This window comes from Sphingopyxis sp. TUF1 (genome assembly GCF_036687315.1).
GTDB lineage: Bacteria > Pseudomonadota > Alphaproteobacteria > Sphingomonadales > Sphingomonadaceae > Sphingopyxis > Sphingopyxis kveilinensis.
Map to the genome: position 1 here is coordinate 1,887,526 of NZ_CP144683.1, position 18,145 is coordinate 1,905,670.

At 66.3% G+C, this 18,145-nt stretch carries 15 protein-coding genes; 5 read left to right on the forward strand and 10 right to left on the reverse strand.

Features of this window, described 5'->3' with window-relative positions; genetic code table 11:
- Window positions 1–53 precede the first annotated feature (53 nt).
- The 4 genes from clpP to VSX77_RS08985 form a co-directional block, all read right to left on the reverse strand.
- Entirely contained in the window at window positions 54–704 is a 651-nt protein-coding gene (gene clpP / locus VSX77_RS08970; protein ID WP_338424263.1) for an ATP-dependent Clp endopeptidase proteolytic subunit ClpP, read from the reverse strand.
- Window positions 705–856: 152 nt separating this feature from the next.
- Window positions 857–1,195: a ferredoxin FdxA gene (gene fdxA, locus VSX77_RS08975; protein WP_338424264.1), complete on the reverse strand. Its 339-nt coding sequence runs from the start codon at window positions 1,193–1,195 to the stop codon at window positions 857–859.
- Between the two features lie 114 nt (window positions 1,196–1,309).
- Window positions 1,310–1,660 (reverse strand): RNA-binding S4 domain-containing protein, encoded by a 351-nt coding sequence (locus tag VSX77_RS08980; protein WP_338424265.1) that lies wholly within the window; start codon window positions 1,658–1,660, stop codon window positions 1,310–1,312.
- A gap of 7 nt (window positions 1,661–1,667) precedes the next feature.
- Window positions 1,668–4,421, reverse strand: coding sequence for a helicase-related protein (locus VSX77_RS08985; protein WP_338424266.1), 2,754 nt, complete (start codon window positions 4,419–4,421; stop codon window positions 1,668–1,670).
- A 293-nt stretch (window positions 4,422–4,714) separates the two neighbouring features.
- On the opposite strand from VSX77_RS08985, the gene VSX77_RS08990 reads away from it, so the two are divergent.
- The 4 genes from VSX77_RS08990 to VSX77_RS09005 all read left to right on the forward strand — a co-directional run bounded on the left by VSX77_RS08990 (window position 4,715) and on the right by VSX77_RS09005 (window position 10,213).
- Window positions 4,715–6,232 carry a M23 family metallopeptidase gene (locus VSX77_RS08990; protein WP_338424267.1) on the forward strand — a complete coding sequence of 506 codons (1,518 nt, stop codon included), beginning with the start codon at window positions 4,715–4,717 and terminating at the stop codon, window positions 6,230–6,232.
- Window positions 6,233–6,403: 171 nt separating this feature from the next.
- Complete coding sequence (gene hemB, locus VSX77_RS08995; RefSeq protein ID WP_338424268.1) at window positions 6,404–7,402, forward strand: porphobilinogen synthase; 999 nt, start codon at window positions 6,404–6,406, stop codon at window positions 7,400–7,402.
- 4 nt (window positions 7,403–7,406) lie between these two features.
- On the forward strand, window positions 7,407–9,665 hold the full coding sequence (locus VSX77_RS09000) for a spermidine synthase (protein ID WP_338424269.1): 2,259 nt from the start codon (window positions 7,407–7,409) through the stop codon (window positions 9,663–9,665).
- On the forward strand, window positions 9,662–10,213 hold the full coding sequence (locus tag VSX77_RS09005) for a gamma carbonic anhydrase family protein (protein WP_338424270.1): 552 nt from the start codon (window positions 9,662–9,664) through the stop codon (window positions 10,211–10,213). The genes VSX77_RS09000 and VSX77_RS09005 overlap by 4 nt, the downstream gene beginning before the upstream one ends.
- A 148-nt stretch (window positions 10,214–10,361) precedes the next feature.
- On the opposite strand, the gene VSX77_RS09010 is transcribed toward VSX77_RS09005, so the two are convergent.
- The 6 genes from VSX77_RS09010 to VSX77_RS09035 all read right to left on the reverse strand — a co-directional run bounded on the left by VSX77_RS09010 (window position 10,362) and on the right by VSX77_RS09035 (window position 16,410).
- On the reverse strand, window positions 10,362–10,934 hold the full coding sequence (locus VSX77_RS09010) for a urate hydroxylase PuuD (RefSeq protein ID WP_338424271.1): 573 nt from the start codon (window positions 10,932–10,934) through the stop codon (window positions 10,362–10,364).
- A 78-nt stretch (window positions 10,935–11,012) separates the two neighbouring features.
- Window positions 11,013–11,684 carry an inner membrane-spanning protein YciB gene (locus VSX77_RS09015; RefSeq protein ID WP_338424272.1) on the reverse strand — a complete coding sequence of 224 codons (672 nt, stop codon included), beginning with the start codon at window positions 11,682–11,684 and terminating at the stop codon, window positions 11,013–11,015.
- Window positions 11,681–12,607, reverse strand: a complete 927-nt coding sequence (gene ftsY / locus VSX77_RS09020) for a signal recognition particle-docking protein FtsY (protein ID WP_338424273.1) — start codon at window positions 12,605–12,607, stop codon at window positions 11,681–11,683. Before ftsY ends, VSX77_RS09015 begins: the two co-directional genes overlap by 4 nt.
- Window positions 12,604–13,926, reverse strand: a complete 1,323-nt coding sequence (locus VSX77_RS09025) for a MiaB/RimO family radical SAM methylthiotransferase (RefSeq protein WP_338424274.1) — start codon at window positions 13,924–13,926, stop codon at window positions 12,604–12,606. The genes ftsY and VSX77_RS09025 overlap by 4 nt, the downstream gene beginning before the upstream one ends.
- Complete coding sequence (dapF, locus tag VSX77_RS09030) at window positions 13,923–14,729, reverse strand: diaminopimelate epimerase (protein WP_338424275.1); 807 nt, start codon at window positions 14,727–14,729, stop codon at window positions 13,923–13,925. The genes VSX77_RS09025 and dapF overlap by 4 nt, the downstream gene beginning before the upstream one ends.
- 49 nt (window positions 14,730–14,778) lie before the next feature.
- The gene (locus tag VSX77_RS09035) at window positions 14,779–16,410 is read right to left on the reverse strand and encodes a putative bifunctional diguanylate cyclase/phosphodiesterase (RefSeq protein ID WP_338424276.1); all 1,632 of its coding nucleotides are present in this window, start codon (window positions 16,408–16,410) and stop codon (window positions 14,779–14,781) included.
- A 248-nt stretch (window positions 16,411–16,658) separates the two neighbouring features.
- Here VSX77_RS09035 and ffh point away from each other — a divergent pair, with 248 nt between their 5' ends.
- Window positions 16,659–18,125 (forward strand): signal recognition particle protein, encoded by a 1,467-nt coding sequence (gene ffh / locus VSX77_RS09040; RefSeq protein WP_338424277.1) that lies wholly within the window; start codon window positions 16,659–16,661, stop codon window positions 18,123–18,125.
- Window positions 18,126–18,145: the final 20 nt, after the last annotated feature.

An 18,145-nucleotide genomic window follows, 5' to 3' on the forward strand; every position in this document is an offset into this window, starting at 1 on the left:
CGATGTTCAATAGCGGGACCCCGGATCAAGTCCGGGGTGACGAGGGTGTTGTGTTAGGGTGTCGGACCTTCGCTCACATCGCGCGCGGCATCGTCGCCGGGCAGGCCGGGGCGGCGGTCGTAGACATGATCGACGAGGCCGAATTCCTTGGCCTCGTCGGCTTCGAGGAAGGTGTCGCGGTCCATCGCCTTTTCGATCTCTTTCAGCGACCTGCCGGTATATTTCACATAAAGGTCGTTCATCCGCTTGCGGATGCGCAGGATTTCCTTGGCCTGGATTTCGATGTCCGACGCCATGCCGCGCGCGCCGCCCGACGGCTGGTGGACCATGACCCGCGCGTTGGTCAGCGCGACGCGCATCCCGGGCTCGCCTGCGGCGAGCAGGAAGCTGCCCATCGATGCCGCCTGGCCGATGCAGACCGTCCCGACGCGCGGGCGGATATATTGCATCGTGTCGTGGATCGCCATGCCCGCCGTGACGACACCGCCCGGCGAGTTGATATACATATAGATGTCCTTTTTCGGATTTTCCGATTCGAGGAACAGGAGCTGGGCGACGATCAGCGACGCCATCTGGTCTTCGACCTCGCCCGTCACAAAGACGATCCGTTCGCGCAGCAGGCGCGAAAAGATGTCGAAGCTGCGTTCGCCGCGGCTCGTCTGTTCGACGACGACGGGAACAAGGGCGGCGAGCGGGTCGATCATGCGAATGAGTCCTTGTCGATTATCGGGTTACCCGGCCGAGGACCGGCGGGCTCCCCCTTCGGCACCCTACATCGGCGCCAAGCGGAGTGGTTTCAAGAGGGCAAAAAAAGGGGCGGGATGTCCCGCCCCGGCATGGTGTCGTCTCGCGGCGATCAGTCGCCTTCGCCCGGTTCGGGCGAGAAGAACTTCTCAAACTTGCCTTCGACGCCCTTATATTCGTCGGCGTCGGCGGGGCTGTCCTTCTTCACCGTGATGTTCGGCCATTCGGCGCTGAACTTGGTGTTCACTTCCAGCCATTTCTCGAGGCCGCTTTCGGTATCGGGCAGGATCGCTTCGGCCGGGCATTCGGGTTCGCACACGCCGCAGTCGATGCATTCGTTCGGATTGATGACGAGCATATTCTCGCCCTCATAGAAACAGTCGACGGGGCATACCTCGACACAATCCATATATTTGCACCGCACGCAGGCATCGGTGACGACATAGGTCATGGGTTTCCGGCTCCCTAAAGTGACGGCGATCGGGCCGTCAGAATGTCATATTGGCCTGCCTCTATGCCGCGCGACGGCGGTGCGTCAACGCTAAGCGACAGTTGCGAATCACTCTCACTGGTTAACGCGATCGAGCCCGTCGGCGTGCAAAGCATTTCCATCGCCATCGATAGCCGATGGCCCGGCGGTGGCGGAGAGGCGGACGTAGCAGGCCTGTGCTTCGGGAGCCGGGCCGCGGCGTAGCGGCAGCGACACGAGGCGGATTACCTCGATCCGTTCGCCCAATGGCAGCACGAGCGTCGCCCCGGCGTGAACCGCGCACGACGCGCGGGCGACACGGCGCCCGTCGAGCCGGATATGCCCCGCCGCGACCATTGCCTGCGCGATGCTGCGCGAGCGGGCAAAACGCAGGAACCAAAGCAGCTTGTCGAGCCGGATACTGCCTGCGGCGCCGGGGCTGGCCATCGGCGCGTCAGTCCTTGCGCGCGTCGGCGAGCAAGGCGGCCAGGCCGGCGAAGGGGCTGTTGGGCGAGGGGCCGCGCCGTTCGGGGCGGTCGCGCCGCGGTGCGCGGGGGGCGTCGGGCCGGGGCTTGGCGGGTTTGGCTTTCGCCGGTTTTGGCGGGGCGCGCCGCGCTTCGCCATTGACGGCGCTCTTCAGTGGCGCCCCGCCGCCGCTCCGCCGCTGTTTGCGGCGCGGGCGCTTGTCCGCGGCCTTGCGCAGCCCCGACCAGCGCCAGCGGTGCAGCGCCGGCTCGCCGACGCTGCGGAAACCGAAGCTGCCGAGCAGCGCGCGGCGCGTTTCCTCGTCGAGCCCCAGCGAGGTGGCGAGCGCGGGGTCAATCACGAAACCGGCGGGCGGCGGGCTGTGCGCCTCGTCGCCCGGTTCGTCATGCTGGTGATCGTCGCCGCCGGTGATCGGCGCGGTTGGCGGCGCCGCGGCCTGCATCCGCGCGGCGTGGGCTTGCCGTGCGAGCTTTTCGGCCATGTCGATCCGCAGCCAGCCCGATGCGCAGCGGCGAAAACCCGCGGTGGTGAGCCCCGCCTGACTGCCGGTTTTTTGCAACACGGCGCCATGCGGGGGGAGCGCCGGGACCGGCGTCGCCTGCTGCGCGGCGATCAGCGCCGCGCGCCAGCGAACCGCCTCGGGTTTCAGGAGCTGCGGATGAAAAATGTCGAGCGAGCCGATCGTGAGGCCAAGCTTGCGCAGTTGCGGCCGTTCGTCTGCGGCCAGTGCATTCAGCTGATCCTCAACCACCGCGCGCCCGATCGTGCCGCTGTTGTCGGTGAGCGCCGCGAGCAGCGCCCGGACACGCGGCGGGGTGAACAGGTCGCCTGCCGCTTCGCCCATGGCGGCAAGCGGCGCGGCATGACGCGTAAGCTGGCTGGCGACAAAGCGGTGCAGCCGGTCGGCGATCGCCTGCACCTGATGGGGTTCGAGGCGGCGCAGCGAGGGATCGAGCTGGATCGCCGGCTGCACAAGCGTGGGCCCGCGCGCGAGTGCGGCGATGACTTGGCCGTGCCAGGCGAGACGCGGCGCGCCCCCTGGCTCGGCGACGAGCGACAGCGCGCTGTCGTCGCTGTCGGCCAATGCGGCGGCGCGGCGTGCCAGTTCGGTGCGCAGATGTTTTTCGGCCGCGGCAAGCAGCATCCGGTGGTCGCTGGCCTTGGCCACGGGATCGACCTTAAACTGGAAGCCTTTGAGCGTGCCGATCGATTCACCATCGACCGCGACGGTACCGTCGGCTCCGACCGCGACGGGCAGGCTGTTGCCGCGTTGCCCCGCGTCGCGGAGCAGCAGTGCGAGCCGCCGGTCGACGAAGCGCTGCGCCAGCGCGGCGTGCAGCGCATCGGACAGCCGCGCTTCGAGCGCCTGCGTCCGCTCGGCCCAGCCCGCGCCGCCCGCGATCCAGTCGCCGCGCTGCGCGATGAAGCAGAGCGTCCGGACGGCCGCAATGCGGCTCGCGAGCTGGTCGATGTCGCCCTCGACATCGTCGAGGCGCGCCAGCCGCCGCGCGAACCAGTCGGGGTCGATCATCCCGTCGCCGCTCGTGCGCCATTGCCACAGCTTGAACACGGTACGGCTGTGGTGTTCGGCGCCCAATTGCTCAAAATCGGGGAGGCCGCACACGTCCCAAAGCCGCTGGACCGCGTCGAAATCGCTGCCGCGCGCGCGCACTTCCATATCGCCGGCCAGATGCTTGAGCACGGCAATATCGACCGCCTCGGGCGCCGGGCGCAGCCCCGGCAGCGTCGGGGGCTGCGCCAGATCGGCGAGCAGCTGGTCGAGCGAGCCGAAGCGCGGGTTGGGCTCGCGCCAGAACAGGTTCGCGACCGGCGGGAAATGATGTCCCTCGATCGCCGCGATTTCCTCTGGTGTGAATCCGCCTTGCGGGAGGCCGACGGTGCCGAAGCTGCCATCCTGCTGGTGGCGCCCTGCGCGGCCGGCGATCTGCGCCATTTCGGCGATCGTCAGGCGGCGGAGGCGGCGGCCGTCGAACTTTTGCAAGGAGGCAAAGGCGACATGCTTGACGTCGAGGTTGAGCCCCATGCCGATAGCGTCGGTAGCGACGAGATAATCGACCTCGCCCGCCTCGAACATCGCGACCTGCGCGTTGCGGGTCCGGGGGCTGAGCGCGCCCATCACGACCGCGGCGCCGCCCGAAAAACGGCGCAACATCTCGGCAATCGCATAAACCTCTTCGGCCGAGAAGGCGACGATCGCCGATCGCTTGGGCAGTCGCGACAGCTTCGACGATCCGGCATAGCTCAGCGTCGAAAAGCGCGGCCGCGTGACGATCTCCGCCTCCGGCACCAGCTCGCGGACCAGCCCGCGTATGCTCGCCGATCCCAGGATCATCGTCTCCTCGCGCCCGCGGGCGCGCAGCAAGCGGTCGGTAAAGACATGGCCGCGCTCGGGGTCCGCACCCAGCTGCGCCTCGTCGATGCCCACAAAGGCGACGTCGCGCTCCACCGGGAGCGCTTCCATCGTGCCGAGCAGGTAGCGCGCCTGCGCCGGCACGATCCGCTCCTCGCCGGTGATCAACGCGACTTGGGGCGCGCCCTTGATCGCCACGATGCGGTCATAGACTTCGCGCGCGAGCAAGCGCAGCGGAAAGCCGATCATGCCGCTGGCATGGGCGGTCAGGCGCTCGACCGCCAAATGGGTTTTGCCGGTATTGGTGGGGCCAAGGACAGCCTTGACCGGCTGGGAGAAAGAGGAGGTCATTTTCTTGGCCCCAAGCTGGCATGGCCGCGAGCGCGGCGCAACAGACGATCGTCGGGCGATGGGGCGGCGCGTCATTTTTCCGTAGCGGCGTGCGTGATATCGCGCCCGCGCCCCGGCCCGTCGCAACGCGGAGCACGGAAAAGCCCATTAAATTGACTTTAACGACCTTTCTTTACAGACAAGGCTTCGATTATGTCATGCGGCGGCCGGGGAGGCTGCCGGGCGGGGATTGCAATTTGTTCCAGCGTCACGAACCCATCGCGGGGATGTCCGGTAATGCTGCCGCCCTCACGATGTCGCAAGCGATCCCGCTGCGGCGCACAGGCCCCGATTCGGCCGATCGGCTGGGTTGGCGCGAGCGGCTTGCGCAGCTAGACCTCGTCCCCGACCTTGGCAGCAACATCGGATCGGCCGAATGGTGGCGCGGGCTCGCCACGCTCACGCTGTTGTGCGGGACCGCGATCGCAACCTTTCCGGGCGTCCGGCCGCTGACGGTCACGACCACCCCCGCGCTCGACGCGGCCGATTTCAACGAAGCGCGCGGCCAGATGATTGTGCCGCTGGCCTTCGGCGGCGACACCGGGCGGCATATGGCGGCGACCGACGCGGTTCGCCCGCTCAACCAGACGCCCGAACGCCCGCAGATCGAGCTCACCGCCACGCTGGGCCGCGGCGACAGTTTTGCGCGGCTGCTCGAACGCTCGGGCGTGGGCAGTAGCGAGGCGCAGGCGATTGCCGACAAGGTGTCGGGCGCGGTGCCGCTCACCGACATTGCGCCGGGAACGCGGATCGACCTGATCCTCGGCCGCCGCGCGGCGCGCACCATGCCGCGCCCGGTCGATGCGCTGGCGATGCGCGCGCGCTTCGACCTGCGGATCGAAATGGAGCGCGTCGGCGGCCAGCTCGTCCTTCGCCGCATCCCGATCGCGGTCGATGCGACGCCGCTGCGCATTCGCGGGCGGGTTGGCGACAGCCTCTACCGCTCGGCGCGCGCTGCCGGGGCACCGCCGCAGGCGATCCAATCCTATCTGCGCGTCATCGGCCAGCAGGTTTCGATCGGCAGCGGCATTCGGGCGGGCGACGAATATGACATCATCGTCGAGCATCGCCGCGCCGAAACGGGCGAGAGCGAAACCGGCAAGCTGCTTTATGCGGGCCTCGTCCGCGATGGAAAGCCCAAACTGTCGATGCTTGAATGGAATGCAGGCGGGCGCAGCCAATGGTTCGAGGCGTCGGGCGTCGGGCAGCAGCGCGGCGGCATGGCACGGCCCGCCAACGGGCGCATCACCTCGACCTTCGGGATGCGCCGTCACCCGATCCTCGGCTACAAACGGATGCACAGCGGCATCGATTTCGGCGGCGGTTATGGCGCGCCCATCTATGCCGTCACCGACGGCGTTGTGTCGATGGCGGGGCGCAAGGGCGGTTATGGCAATTATGTCCGGCTGAATCACGGCAACGGCCTCGGGACCGGTTATGGCCATATGAGCCGGATTGCGGTGCGATCGGGCCAGCGCGTCAATCGCGGCCAGGTGATCGGCTATATCGGCTCGACCGGGCTGTCGACCGGCCCGCACCTTCATTACGAGCTGTATCGCAACGGCCGCGCGGTCAATCCGTCGTCGGTGACCTTCGTGACGCGCGCATTGCTTGAGGGTCGCGAGCTCAACGCCTTCCGTGCGCGCATCCGCGAACTCACCGCGATCGCGCCGGGCGCCGCGCTGGCGCCGATCGCGCCGAAGCAGATCGAAGGACCGAAACTCGGCAGCCTCGCCGATGTGGCGTCGAAGCGGGCGGGCGGCGGGCTCTAACCTGCCGCCGATCGACCTCTAAACCGCTCGTGTCGAGCGAAGTCGAGACACCCTCCGGCCTGCGCCAGATCGAGGGGCATCTCGACTTCGCTCGATGCGAACGGAATGTGCGGGCTTCGGAATCTCCCAATATCCATTTGCCCTGCGCCGCCGCGCCGCTATGCACCCGGCATGACCCACGCCGCTTTTCCCGACCTGCGCCTGCGCCGCACTCGCCGCACATCATGGAGCCGTGCGATGGTGCGCGAAACGCACCTGTCGCCCGCGAACCTCATCTGGCCGCTGTTCGTTTGCGACGGGTCGGGTGCCGAGGAGCCGATCGCCAGCCTGCCGGGGGTGTCGCGCTGGTCTGTCGACCGGCTCGTCGACCGCGCGAAGGAAGCGGTCGCCGCAGGCATCCCGTGCCTGGCGCTTTTTCCATATACGCAGACCGATCGGCGCAGCGAGGACGGGAGCGAGGCGCTCAATCCCGATAGCCTCATGTGCCGCGCGACCGCGGCGATCAAGGATGCGCTCGGCGACAACATCGGCATCCTCACCGACGTTGCGCTCGATCCCTATACCAGTCACGGGCAGGACGGGCTGATCGACGATGCAGGCTATGTCCTCAACGACGAAACGGTCGATGTTCTCGTCGGGCAGGCGCTCAATCAGGCGCGCGCAGGCGCCGACATCATCGCGCCCTCGGACATGATGGACGGCCGGATCGGCGCGATCCGTGCCGCGCTTGAGAGCGAAGGCTTCGGTCATGTCCAGATCATGAGCTACGCCGCCAAATATGCCTCGGCCTTCTACGGACCGTTCCGCGACGCGGTGGGCTCGCGCGGGCTCTTGAAGGGCGACAAGAAGACCTATCAGATGGACCCGGCGAACAGCGAGGAAGCCTTGCGCGAGGTCGCGCAGGATCTGGCCGAGGGCGCCGACAGCGTGATGGTCAAGCCCGGCCTGCCCTATCTCGACATCGTGCGTGCGGTGAAGCACAATTTCGCAGCGCCCGTCTACGCCTATCAGGTGTCGGGCGAATATGCGATGATCGAGGCTGCCGCCGCGGCGGGTGCGGGCGAGCGCGATGCACTGGTCCTCGAAACCTTGCTCGCCTTCCGCCGCGCGGGGGCGTCGGGTGTGCTCAGCTATCATGCGCTCCACGCCGCGCGGCTGCTCGGCGCCTGATTTCGTGACCGACACCGCATCGCCGCGGCGCTGGCTGTTCGTGCTGACGATCCTCGTCGGCAGTTTCCTGCTGTTCCTTGTCCAGCCGATGGTCGCGCGGATGGTGCTGCCCAAGCTTGGCGGGGCGCCCGCCGTGTGGAACAGCGCCATGCTCGTCTACCAGGCGCTGCTGCTCGGCGGTTATGCCTATGCGCATTGGCTCGGGCGCTTCACTGTGCGGCGGCAGGCGATCATCCACCTCGCGCTTTTCCTCATCGCGGCGCTCTGGCTGCCGATCGGTATCGCCGCGATCGCGCCGCCGGGGCCCGGGCAGGAGGCGCTGTGGGTGCCGCTCCTGCTCTTCGCGTCGATCGGGCCAGTGTTCTTTGTTGTGTCGGCGCAGGCGCCGCTGATGCAGCGCTGGTTCGCCGCCGATCCCCAAGCCGGCGATCCCTATTATCTTTATGCCGCGTCAAACCTCGGCAGTTTTGGGGGGCTCATCAGCTACCCCGCGCTCGTCGAACCCAATATGCCGCTCGCGGTGCAAAGCTGGGGCTGGACTGGCGGCTATGCGCTGCTCGTGCTGCTCGTGGCCGGGGCGGCGGCGGCGCGCTGGCACGGCGCCGCCGAAAGCCACGCCACAGCGGAAACCGCCGAGCCGCGCCCGACGTTGCGGCGCCAGCTTCACTGGCTGCTCATTGCCGCGGTGCCGTCCGGGCTGATGCTGTCAACGACTACGCACCTTACCACCGACATCGTCGCGATGCCGCTGCTCTGGGTGTTGCCGCTGGGGCTTTATTTGCTGAGTTTTGTCATCGCCTTTTCGCGCCTGCAGGGGCCGACGCAGATCATCACGCTGCTCGCGCCGGTCGTGCTCCTCGCGGTCGGCGGGCTCGGGCTGCTGAGTTCGGGCGGCGGGTCGATGATGGTCGCGCTCGCCAGCCTCGCGATGCTGTTCATCGTCGCGACCGCGCTTCATGGCTATCTCTATTTCCTGCGGCCCGCGCCGCAGCATCTGACGCTTTTCTATCTCCTCATGTCGGCGGGCGGCGTGCTGGGCGGGCTGTTCGCCGCGCTCGTCGCGCCGCTCCTCTTCGACTGGGTGTACGAGCATCCGCTGCTCATCCTCGCCGCCGCCATGCTGTTGCCGTTGCCGGCGCTGCTACCGTGGGGCAAATGGCTGGGGCTGGAAGCAAAAACCGCACGCGGCGTCGCCGCGCTGCTCGTCGCGCTCGCCGCCTTTGCCGCCTGGCACATGGTCGATAACTGGACGGGCCGCCTCGACGGGGAGAACGCGCCCTGGGGCATCGCGATCTTCGTCATCGGCATCCTCGTCATCGGCTGGCGCTGGGCGTTCGTGTCGGTGCTTGCACTGTTGATGATCGGCGTCGGCGGCTGGGACACGATCCAGGAAAGCTTCAGCGGTGCGCGCGTACGCAGCTATTTCGGCGTCTATACGGTTACCGACTATCCATACGCGAACCAGCGCCGCCTCGCGCATGGCACGACGCTTCATGGGCTTCAGCGCACCGACGCGGCGCACCGCCGCGACCCGACGACCTATTATGGTCCGCAATCGGGCGTCGGCCTGACGCTGGCGCAGGCGGAGGCGCTCGCAGGCCCGAACGCCGCGATCGGCATCGTCGGGCTGGGTGCGGGCACGCTCGCCTGTTACCGCCAGCCGGGACAGGACTGGACGATCTTCGAGATCGATCCGGTGATGGTCGACATCGCGCGCGATCCGGCAAAATTCACCTTCCTGTCCGATTGCGCGCCCGATGCGGCGATCGTTATCGGCGATGCGCGGCTTCAGCTTGCGAGCCAGCCGCCGGGGCGCTTCGACGTTATCGTCATCGACGCCTTTTCGTCCGACGCGATCCCGCTCCACCTGCTGACCCGCGAGGCGATCGGCATTTACGCGCGCGCGATGAAGCCCGACGGCATATTGCTCATCCATATCTCGAACCGCTTTTTCGGGCTCGAACCCGTGCTTGCTGCCGAGGCGAAGGCGCGCGGATGGGCTGCGGCGATCCGCATCGATCCCGGGCCGGCGAGCGGCAGCGATTATGACGATCTGACCGCGTCGAACTGGGTCGCGCTCACCGCGACGCCGCAGCGGATGCAGCAGCTCACCGGCGGCATCCGGCCGCGCGATCAGGCCTTTGCCGAGGGTGCCTGGGTGCCGCTCGAAGCGCGTGCGAATTTTGAGCGCTGGACCGACGATTATGCATCGACGCTGCCGGTCCTGATCTGGAAGAATATCATCGGAGGCCGCGAGGAATGATCGACATCAGCATCATCAGCGTCAACGACAAGACGCCGCAGATCGACCCCAGCGCCTTCATCGCGCCGGGATGCCGGATCATCGGTGATGTGACGATCGGGCCCGACGTCAGCATCTGGTATAATTGCGTGCTGCGCGCCGATGTCAGCCGCATCGTCGTCGGCGCGCGGTCGAACATCCAGGACGGCAGCGTCGTCCATTGCGACGGCCCGATGCCGCACCGGCCGGAGGGTTTTCCGACGATCATCGGTGAGGATGTGCTGATCGGCCATATGGCGATGGTGCATGGCTGCACGCTCGCGGATCGCGCCTTCGTCGGCCTGAAAGCCACGGTGATGAACGGATGCCGCATCGGCAGCGACGCGATGCTCGCGGCGGGCGCGCTGCTGACCGAGAACAAGGAAATTCCCGATCGCGAGCTGTGGGCCGGATCGCCCGCGCGGCGAGTGCGCGAAATCGACGATGCGCAGGCCGCAGGGATGCAGGTCGGCGTCGCGCATTATGTGATGAACGGCCGGATGCACAAGGCGGCGGTGGAACAAAGCTAAACCAATTCCCGTTCGCATCGAGCGAAGTCGAGATGCCCCTCGATCTCGCGCCGACCCCACGGGTGTCTCGACTTCGCTCGACACGAACGGAAATGAAAGGGCGCTCCGGTTTGCCGAAGCGCCCCCATCGATTTACCGCTGCGTCAGATCAGCTGAAGTTCACCATCGCATAGAGCATCGGGATCGACAGCAAGGTGTTGGTTCGCGAAAAGATCATCGCGGTCTTTGCGGCCTTCGCCTTGGTCGCATCGTCGGCCTCGACGATGCCGAGTGCCTTTTTCTGGTTCGGCCAGATCACGAACCAGACGTTGAACGCCATGATCAGGCCCAGCCACATGCCGACGCCGATCAGCTTGTACGGATCCTGAAGTGCCAGCGCGGGCGCCAGATATTTGGCGTGGCCGGCAATGCCGATGCCGAGCAACACGGTCAGCAGCGCCGCCCAGCGGAACCAGAACAGCGCGGCGGGCGCGATATGTTTGCCGACCGCGGGTTTCAGTTCGGCCGGAATCTTGGGCATCGTCGGTATCTGAACGAAGTTGAAATAATAGAGCAGCCCGATCCACAGCACGCCGAAGAAGGTGTGCAGCCAGCGCATGATCGCGTTACCCGCGGCGACCCCATCCTCGAAATTCTGGCCGTTGAGGCCGAGCATCAACGCGATCGCGAGTAGCAGCCCGACGCCGAGCACGGCGTGCAGATTACCGAAAAATTTGTCCATGGCAGTTCCCCCTGTTTATCGCGGCGCCGTATGCGACCCGGTGCCGGTGACCCGCTATGCCAGCGACGGGGGGCGGCATCAACTTTTGTCGGCGACGGCCTCGTCGGGCACGGCGAGGCCGTTCTTCAGCATCACGGGGAGCTGGCTCAGCGTGAAGAGGAAGGAGAGGGCGGTGACGCCCCAGACCTTGATCGTCAGCCACAGGTCGAAGCTCATCTGTTTCGCCTGGATCAGCTCGTACATCACATGGTTGGCGATGCCGAGCGCGGCGAAGAAGAGGCCCCAGTTGCGCGACAGGAGCAGCCAACCCTTTTCGGTCAGCCCTTCGAGCGCCGATTGCAGCAGATATTTGAGCATCGGTTTCTTAAACCACCAGCCGCCGAGCAGCATCGCGGCAAAGGCACCGTAGATGATCGTCGGCTTCATCACGATGAAGCGTTCGTCGTGGAACCAGATCGTCAGCGCGCCGAAACCAAGCACGAGGATGCTCGACATCCAAAGCATCGGCGAAATCTTGCCGAGCTTCCACTTCGATACCGCCATCGCGATAACGATCGCGACCATGAAGGCGACCGTGCCCTTGATCGCCGCCGTCGTCGCCGCGAACGCTCCTTCGCCGCCGGAAGAGAATTTATAGGCGAGGAAAAAGACGAGCAGCGGCCCGAAATCGATCGCGAAGTTGAGCCAGCCATGCTTGGCGGGCGGCGGCGCCGGAACGGGCTCAGGGCCGCTGGGGAGGACGTCGCTCATCTGATATTTCCTGCAATGATGCCCGCGATCTCGTCGGCGTCGAAGGGGCGCAAATCTTCCATCGTTTCGCCAATGCCGATCGCGTGGATCGGAAGCCCGTGGCGTTCGGCCGCGGCGACAAGGACGCCGCCGCGCGCGGTGCCGTCGAGCTTGGTCATGACGAGCCCGGTCACGCCCGCAACCTCGCGAAACACGTCGATCTGCGCCAGCGCATTCTGCCCCGTCGTCGCGTCGAGCACGAGCACGACGTCGTGCGGCGCCGCAGGATTGAGGCGGCCGAGCACGCGCTTGATCTTGGCGAGCTCGTCCATCAGCTCGCGCTTGTTCTGAAGGCGTCCGGCGGTGTCGACGATCAGCACGTCGATGCCCGTCGCGGTCGCCTGCTTCACCGCGTCGAACACGATGCCCGCGCTGTCGCCGCCTTCGGGTCCCGCCATGATCGGCACGCCCAGCCGCTCGGCCCAGACCTTCAATTGCCCGATCGCGGCGGCGCGAAAGGTATCGCCCGCGACGAGCATCACGCCATAATCCTGTTCCTGGAACAGATGCGCCAGCTTGGCGATGGTCGTGGTCTTGCCCGATCCGTTGACCCCGATCACCAGGATCACCTGCGGACGCGGAAAGGCGTCGATGTCGAGCGGCTCGGCAACCGGGCGCAGCACCGCGGCGATTTCTTCGGCGACGACCCGGCGCAGCTCCTCGGTGCCGTTCGCCGCGACGTCGCGCCGCCCGGCCAGGCGGTCGCGGATGCGCGCGGCCATCGCGGGGCCGAGGTCGGCGGTAATCAGCGCTTCCTCGATCCGGTCGAGATCGTCCTCGTCGAGCCTCGCCTTGCCGGTCAGCCCGGCGAGATTCTCGCCGAGCCGTTCGGACGTGCGGCGAAAGCCGCCGAGCAGCCTTTCGCTCCAGCTTTTGCCGGTCATGCGGCGTTATCCTTTGCTTGTATGGGGGTTGCGACCATGCGGTCGCCGTCGCGCGCCAGCAGGCGCACGTCGATGATGGTGCCGGGCGCGACGGGAGTGGTCAGCGCCACGGCGGCAAAATTTTCGGCGTGACCGGTCAGCCCATCGCGCTCGACGAGTATCGCTGCCGTACGGCCAACCTGCGTATCGAGCCAGTTCTGCCGCCGCCGGGCATTGGCTTCGCGCAGCGTCGCGGCGCGATGGCGCGCAATTGCGCGGCCGACCTGCGGCATCCGCGCCGCGGGCGTCCCGGCGCGCGGGCTGTACGGAAAGATATGGCCAAAGACGATGTCACAATCGTTGATCAACGCCAGCGAGTTCGCGAACATCGCGTCGTCCTCGGTTGGAAAGCCCGCGATCAGGTCGGCGCCGATCGCGATCTCGGGGCGCGCGGCCTTCAGCCGTTCGATCAGGCGCACGGCGTCTGCGCGGCGATGGCGGCGCTTCATGCGCGTCAGCACCATGTCGTCGCCCGCCTGCAACGACAGGTGAACATGCGGCATCACGCGCGGTTCCTGCGTCAGCAATGCGAACAGCGCGTCGTCGATCCGGTCGGGATCGAGCGAGGAGAGACGTAGGCGTTGGATGGGCAAAGTCAGCAACGCCTCGACCAGCGCGGCGAGGCTCGTGCCGCTGTCGTCGCCATAGCTCGCGAGGTCGACCCCGGTCAGGATGATCTCACGCTGACTGCGGTGCCATGCGGTGCGCGCGGCCTCGACGACCGCTTCGATGGTCGCCGACCGCGCGGCGCCGCGTGCGAGCACCGTCGCGCAGAAAGTGCAGCTGTGCGCGCAGCCCGTCTGGACGCCCAGGAAAGCGCGCGCGTGATCGGCGCCGGAGAGGGCCGGCTGGTAGGAAAGGGAAGAAGAACGGCCCTTCGACAAGCTCAGGGCGAACGGTTGAGGGATTCGGCCATCATCAAATTCCGTTCGTGCTGAGCTTGTCGAAGCACCGTTCTTTTCTTGCGGAAGATAGCTTTCAACCAAACCCTTCACATCGTTACCGACAACTCGCGCACCCATCGCCGCAAAGCGTTCGGCCTCCAGTTCCCCCGCACACCCCGTCACCACGACCTCGGCATCCGGCCGCTTGCGCAAAGCGCGGCGCACCGCCTGCCGCGTCTGCCGCACCGCTTCATCGGTAACCGCGCAGCTGTTGAATATGATCGTATCGCGCGCACCCGCCTCGCGCGCAGCAGCACGGATCGCCTCACCCTCGGCGATGTTCAGCCGGCAGCCGAAATTGACGACCGAGGGGCCGTCGATAACCGCGTTGCTCATCCGAACTGCGCCCAATCGGTCTCACCGTCGAACACGCGCGTCGCCGCGCCGCTCATCAGGATCAGCTCGCCCGGTGCCCAGCGGATGATCAGGTCGCCGCCCGGTAGCGCGACGGTCACCGGCGACTGGACAAGGCCCGCGCGGATTGCAGCGACCGCGGTCGCGCAGGCGCCGGTGCCGCACGCCTGCGTCAACCCAACGCCACGTTCCCATACGCGCAGCTGCAACTGGTTCTCGCCGTCGAGGCTTGCGACATTGACGTTGACGCGTTCGGGGAACAGCGGGTCGGTCTCGATCCGCGGGCCCAGCTGGTCAAGCGCGACCGCGTCGGCTTCGGGCACGAAAAAGACGATGTGCGGATTGCCGACATTGACGGCGGCGCCATGCTCCAGTTCGTCCCACGCGACGGGCATGTCGCGCGTGTCCATCGGCATCGCGAGCGGAATATGCTCCCAGTCGAAGACGGGTTCGCCCAGCGTAACTTCGGCGCCGCCGTCGGCCGGGGTCACGCGCAGCATCCCGCCCAGCGTCTCGATCACCGCGGGCTTGCCGATCAGCGTTGCGACACAGCGTGTCGCATTGCCGCAAGCCTCGACCTCGCCGCCGTCGGCGTTGAAGATGCGCATCTTCACGTCCGCGCTGGCCGACGGTTCTAGCAGGATCAGCTGGTCGCAACCGATGCCATGACGCCGGTCGGCGATCGCGTGCGCGCGCGCGGCCGTCATCTCGACGCTGTGTTCACGGGCGTCGATCACGACGAAGTCGTTGCCGAGGCCGTGCATCTTGGTGAAGCGGTCCGCCATAGCCGCGCATGTAAGGGCGCGGGCGAGCGAAGTCTAGCGAGGCCGCGGATTACGCCGTTTTACGCAGGGGCTCTTCCACGCCGGCGCCTTGCCGCGGCTCCGCAATCGCCGCTTCGCGCAGCAGCCCGCGTTCGGCGAGCAGACGGTCGGTGTCGACGGCCGAGGCCGCGCGTCCGTAATACCAGCCTTGGCCCTTCGCACAGCCGAGCCGCGTCAGTTCGATCGCGGTTGCTTCGTCCTCGACGCCCTCGGCGGTAATCGGCATCGCCAGGCTTTCGCCCAGCCGCACGATCGCGAGTATGATCGCCTGCGCGTCGGGGCTGCCCCCCATGGCGGCGATGAAGCTGCGGTCGATCTTGATCCGGTCGAACGGCAGCGCGCGCAGGTGCGACAACGAGCTGTAGCCGGTGCCGAAATCGTCGAGACTGAGCGATACGCCCTGATTCTTGAGGCTGGTGACGATCGAGCGCACCAGCGGCAGGTTTTCGAACAGCGAGCTTTCGGTGATCTCGACCTCGAGCTGTGCCGCGGGAAAGCCCGTTTCGACGAGCAGCTTGGTCAGCTTTTGGCTGAACCATGGATCTTTAAGCTGTTGCGGCGAGATGTTGACCGCGAGGACGATGGATGGGTCCCAGCGTTTGGCGATTTCCATCGCTTCGCGGATCACCAGCAGCGACAATTCGCCGATCAGCCCGCTTTCTTCGGCGACCGGAATGAAGCGTTCGGGCGGGATCAGGCCATATTCGGGTGACTCCCAGCGCATCAGCATCTCGAAACCGATCAGCCGCCCGGTGGCGATATGGACCTGCGGTTCGAAATGCGGCACGAACTCGCCGCGCGGCATTCCTTCGCGAATTCCCGTTTCGATCTGGTTGCGGACCTGCACCGCCATTTCCATGCCCTGTTCGAACCAGACATGGCGATTCCGTCCTTCGTCCTTGCAATGATACATGGCGATGTCGGCCTGGCGGACCATCGTCTCCATCGTGATGCTGGCATCGCGGGCGAGCGCGATGCCAAGCGATGCGCCGATGCGAATCTGCTGCGAGTCATGCGTGACCGTGTCGTCAAGCGTGGTCACAAGCTCCGCCGCCAGCGTGTCGATGTCGCTTCGTGCGGCCGGATCGAAGCTTATCATGGCGACAAATTCGTCGCCGCCCAGCCGCGCCTTGGCGGCGCTGGGCGGCAACACGGCGGCGATGCGTTCGGCCGCGACCTCGAGCACGCGGTCGCCCGCGGCGTGGCCGTGGATATCGTTGACCCTCTTGAAATGGTCGAGGTCGAGCAGGAACAGCGCGACCTCGCGTTTTTCAGCCGCCGCCTCGGCGATCATCCGCTGGCCGGTCACGAGCAGCGCGCGGCGATTGAGGAAACCCGTCAGCGGATCGGTGTCGGCCAGGTAGCGCGCGCGCCGTTCGGCCTCGGTTCGTTCGCGGATTTCGCGGTTGAGATCATTGTAGCGACGCCAGCCGAACAGAATCAGCGCGATGTTGAGCACGAGCGCGGTCGCCAGCACCCGGTCGGGGCCGCCGCCGATTCCGATCAGCGCGCGCACGACAGCCTGCATCACATTGCCGCCCGTGCCGATAAACAGCAGGATCGCGGCGACGACGATGCCACCGGTAATGATGTCGCGTTTGGCGCCCTCGCTGCGGTCCAGGGGCTTCGGCGTAGAATTCATATGAGTTTGTCCCACCCTCGCCGGTCTTATGGCGCCAAGCGGTGAAATTTGGGTTAAGTTGGGACTCACTGGGGCTACCTTGCTTTCCCGCGGATATTTGTGTAGTGGCCCCGCGTCCGGGCGCATCTTGCGCAAGGACAGACACGACATCCGCGACGGAAAATCTGTCCACGGATAGCCGCTGGTTGGCGAGGTTTCGCTCACCGGCGTCTTTTGCGTTGCGGGCTGTCAGAAGGGATTTTGGGCGCATGTTCGACAGTCTGAGCAATCGGCTTGGCGATGTTTTCGGAAAGCTCCGCGGCCGCGGCGCGCTGACCGAGGCCGACGTGCGCGCGGCGATGCGCGAAGTGCGAATCGCGCTGCTTGAAGCCGATGTGGCGCTGCCCGTCGTGCGCAGCTTCGTCGATCAGGTCACCGACCTCGCGATCGGCCAGAATGTCCTGCGTTCGGTCACCCCGGGGCAGCAGGTCGTCAAGATCGTCAGCGATGCGCTGACCGAAATGCTCGGCTCCGAAACCGCCGAGCTTGATCTCAATGTTGCGCCGCCCGCGGTCATCATGATGGTCGGCCTGCAAGGCTCGGGTAAAACGACGACAACCGCGAAGATCGCGAAGCGGCTCAAGGAGAAAGAGCGCAAAAAGGTGCTGATGGCGTCGCTCGACGTCAATCGCCCCGCCGCGCAGGAACAGCTCGCTGTCCTCGGCACCCAGATCGACGTCGCGACCTTGCCGATCGTTGCGGGGCAGCAGCCGGTCGAAATCGCGCAGCGCGCGATGCAGGCGGCGAAGCTTCAGGGCTTTGACGTGCTGATGCTCGACACCGCGGGGCGCCTCCACGTCGACCAGCAGTTGATGGACGAGATGCAGGCGGTTTCGCGCACCGCGAACCCCGCCGAAACCTTGCTCGTCGTCGACAGCCTGACCGGGCAGGACGCGGTGCAGGTGGCGCAGCGGTTCAGCGATCAGGTGCCGCTCACCGGTGTCGTCCTGACGCGCATGGACGGCGACGCGCGCGGCGGTGCCGCGCTGTCGATGCGCGCGGTGACCGGCAAGCCGATCAAGTTCGCCGGCACGGGTGAGAAGCTGGGCGAGATCGAGCTGTTCCAGCCGTCGCGTATCGCTGGCCGTATCCTTGGCATGGGCGACGTCGTCAGCCTCGTCGAGCGCGCCGCCGAAACGATCCAGGCCGAAGAGGCTGAGGCGATGGCGGCGAAGATGGCCAAGGGCCAGTTCGACCTCAACGACCTTCGCACCCAATTGAACCAGATGCGCCGCATGGGCGGGCTCGGTGCGCTTGCGGGCATGATCCCCGGCCTTAAAAAAGCGCAGGTCGCCGCGGCGCAAAGCGGCGCCGACGACAAGACGCTTGTTCACATGGACGCGATCATGGGGTCGATGACCCCCAAGGAGCGCGCGAAGCCCGAAATCATCAACGCCAGGCGCAAGATCCGCATCGCCAACGGGTCGGGCACAACGGTGCAACAGGTGAACAAGGTGCTAAAAATGCATCAGGAAATGTCCACCGCGATGAAGAAAATCCGCAAGATGGGCGGCCTCAAGGGTCTCGGCGCGCTGTTCGGGCGTGGCGGCGGCATTCCGGGAATGCCGGGACTTGGCGGTGGAATGGGCGGGGGCGGAATGGGTGGCGGCCTGCCCGGCCTCGGCGGCGGTGCGATTCCGCCGGACCTCGCCAACCTGATGAATAAAAAGAAATAATTCGATTAGTTTGACCATTA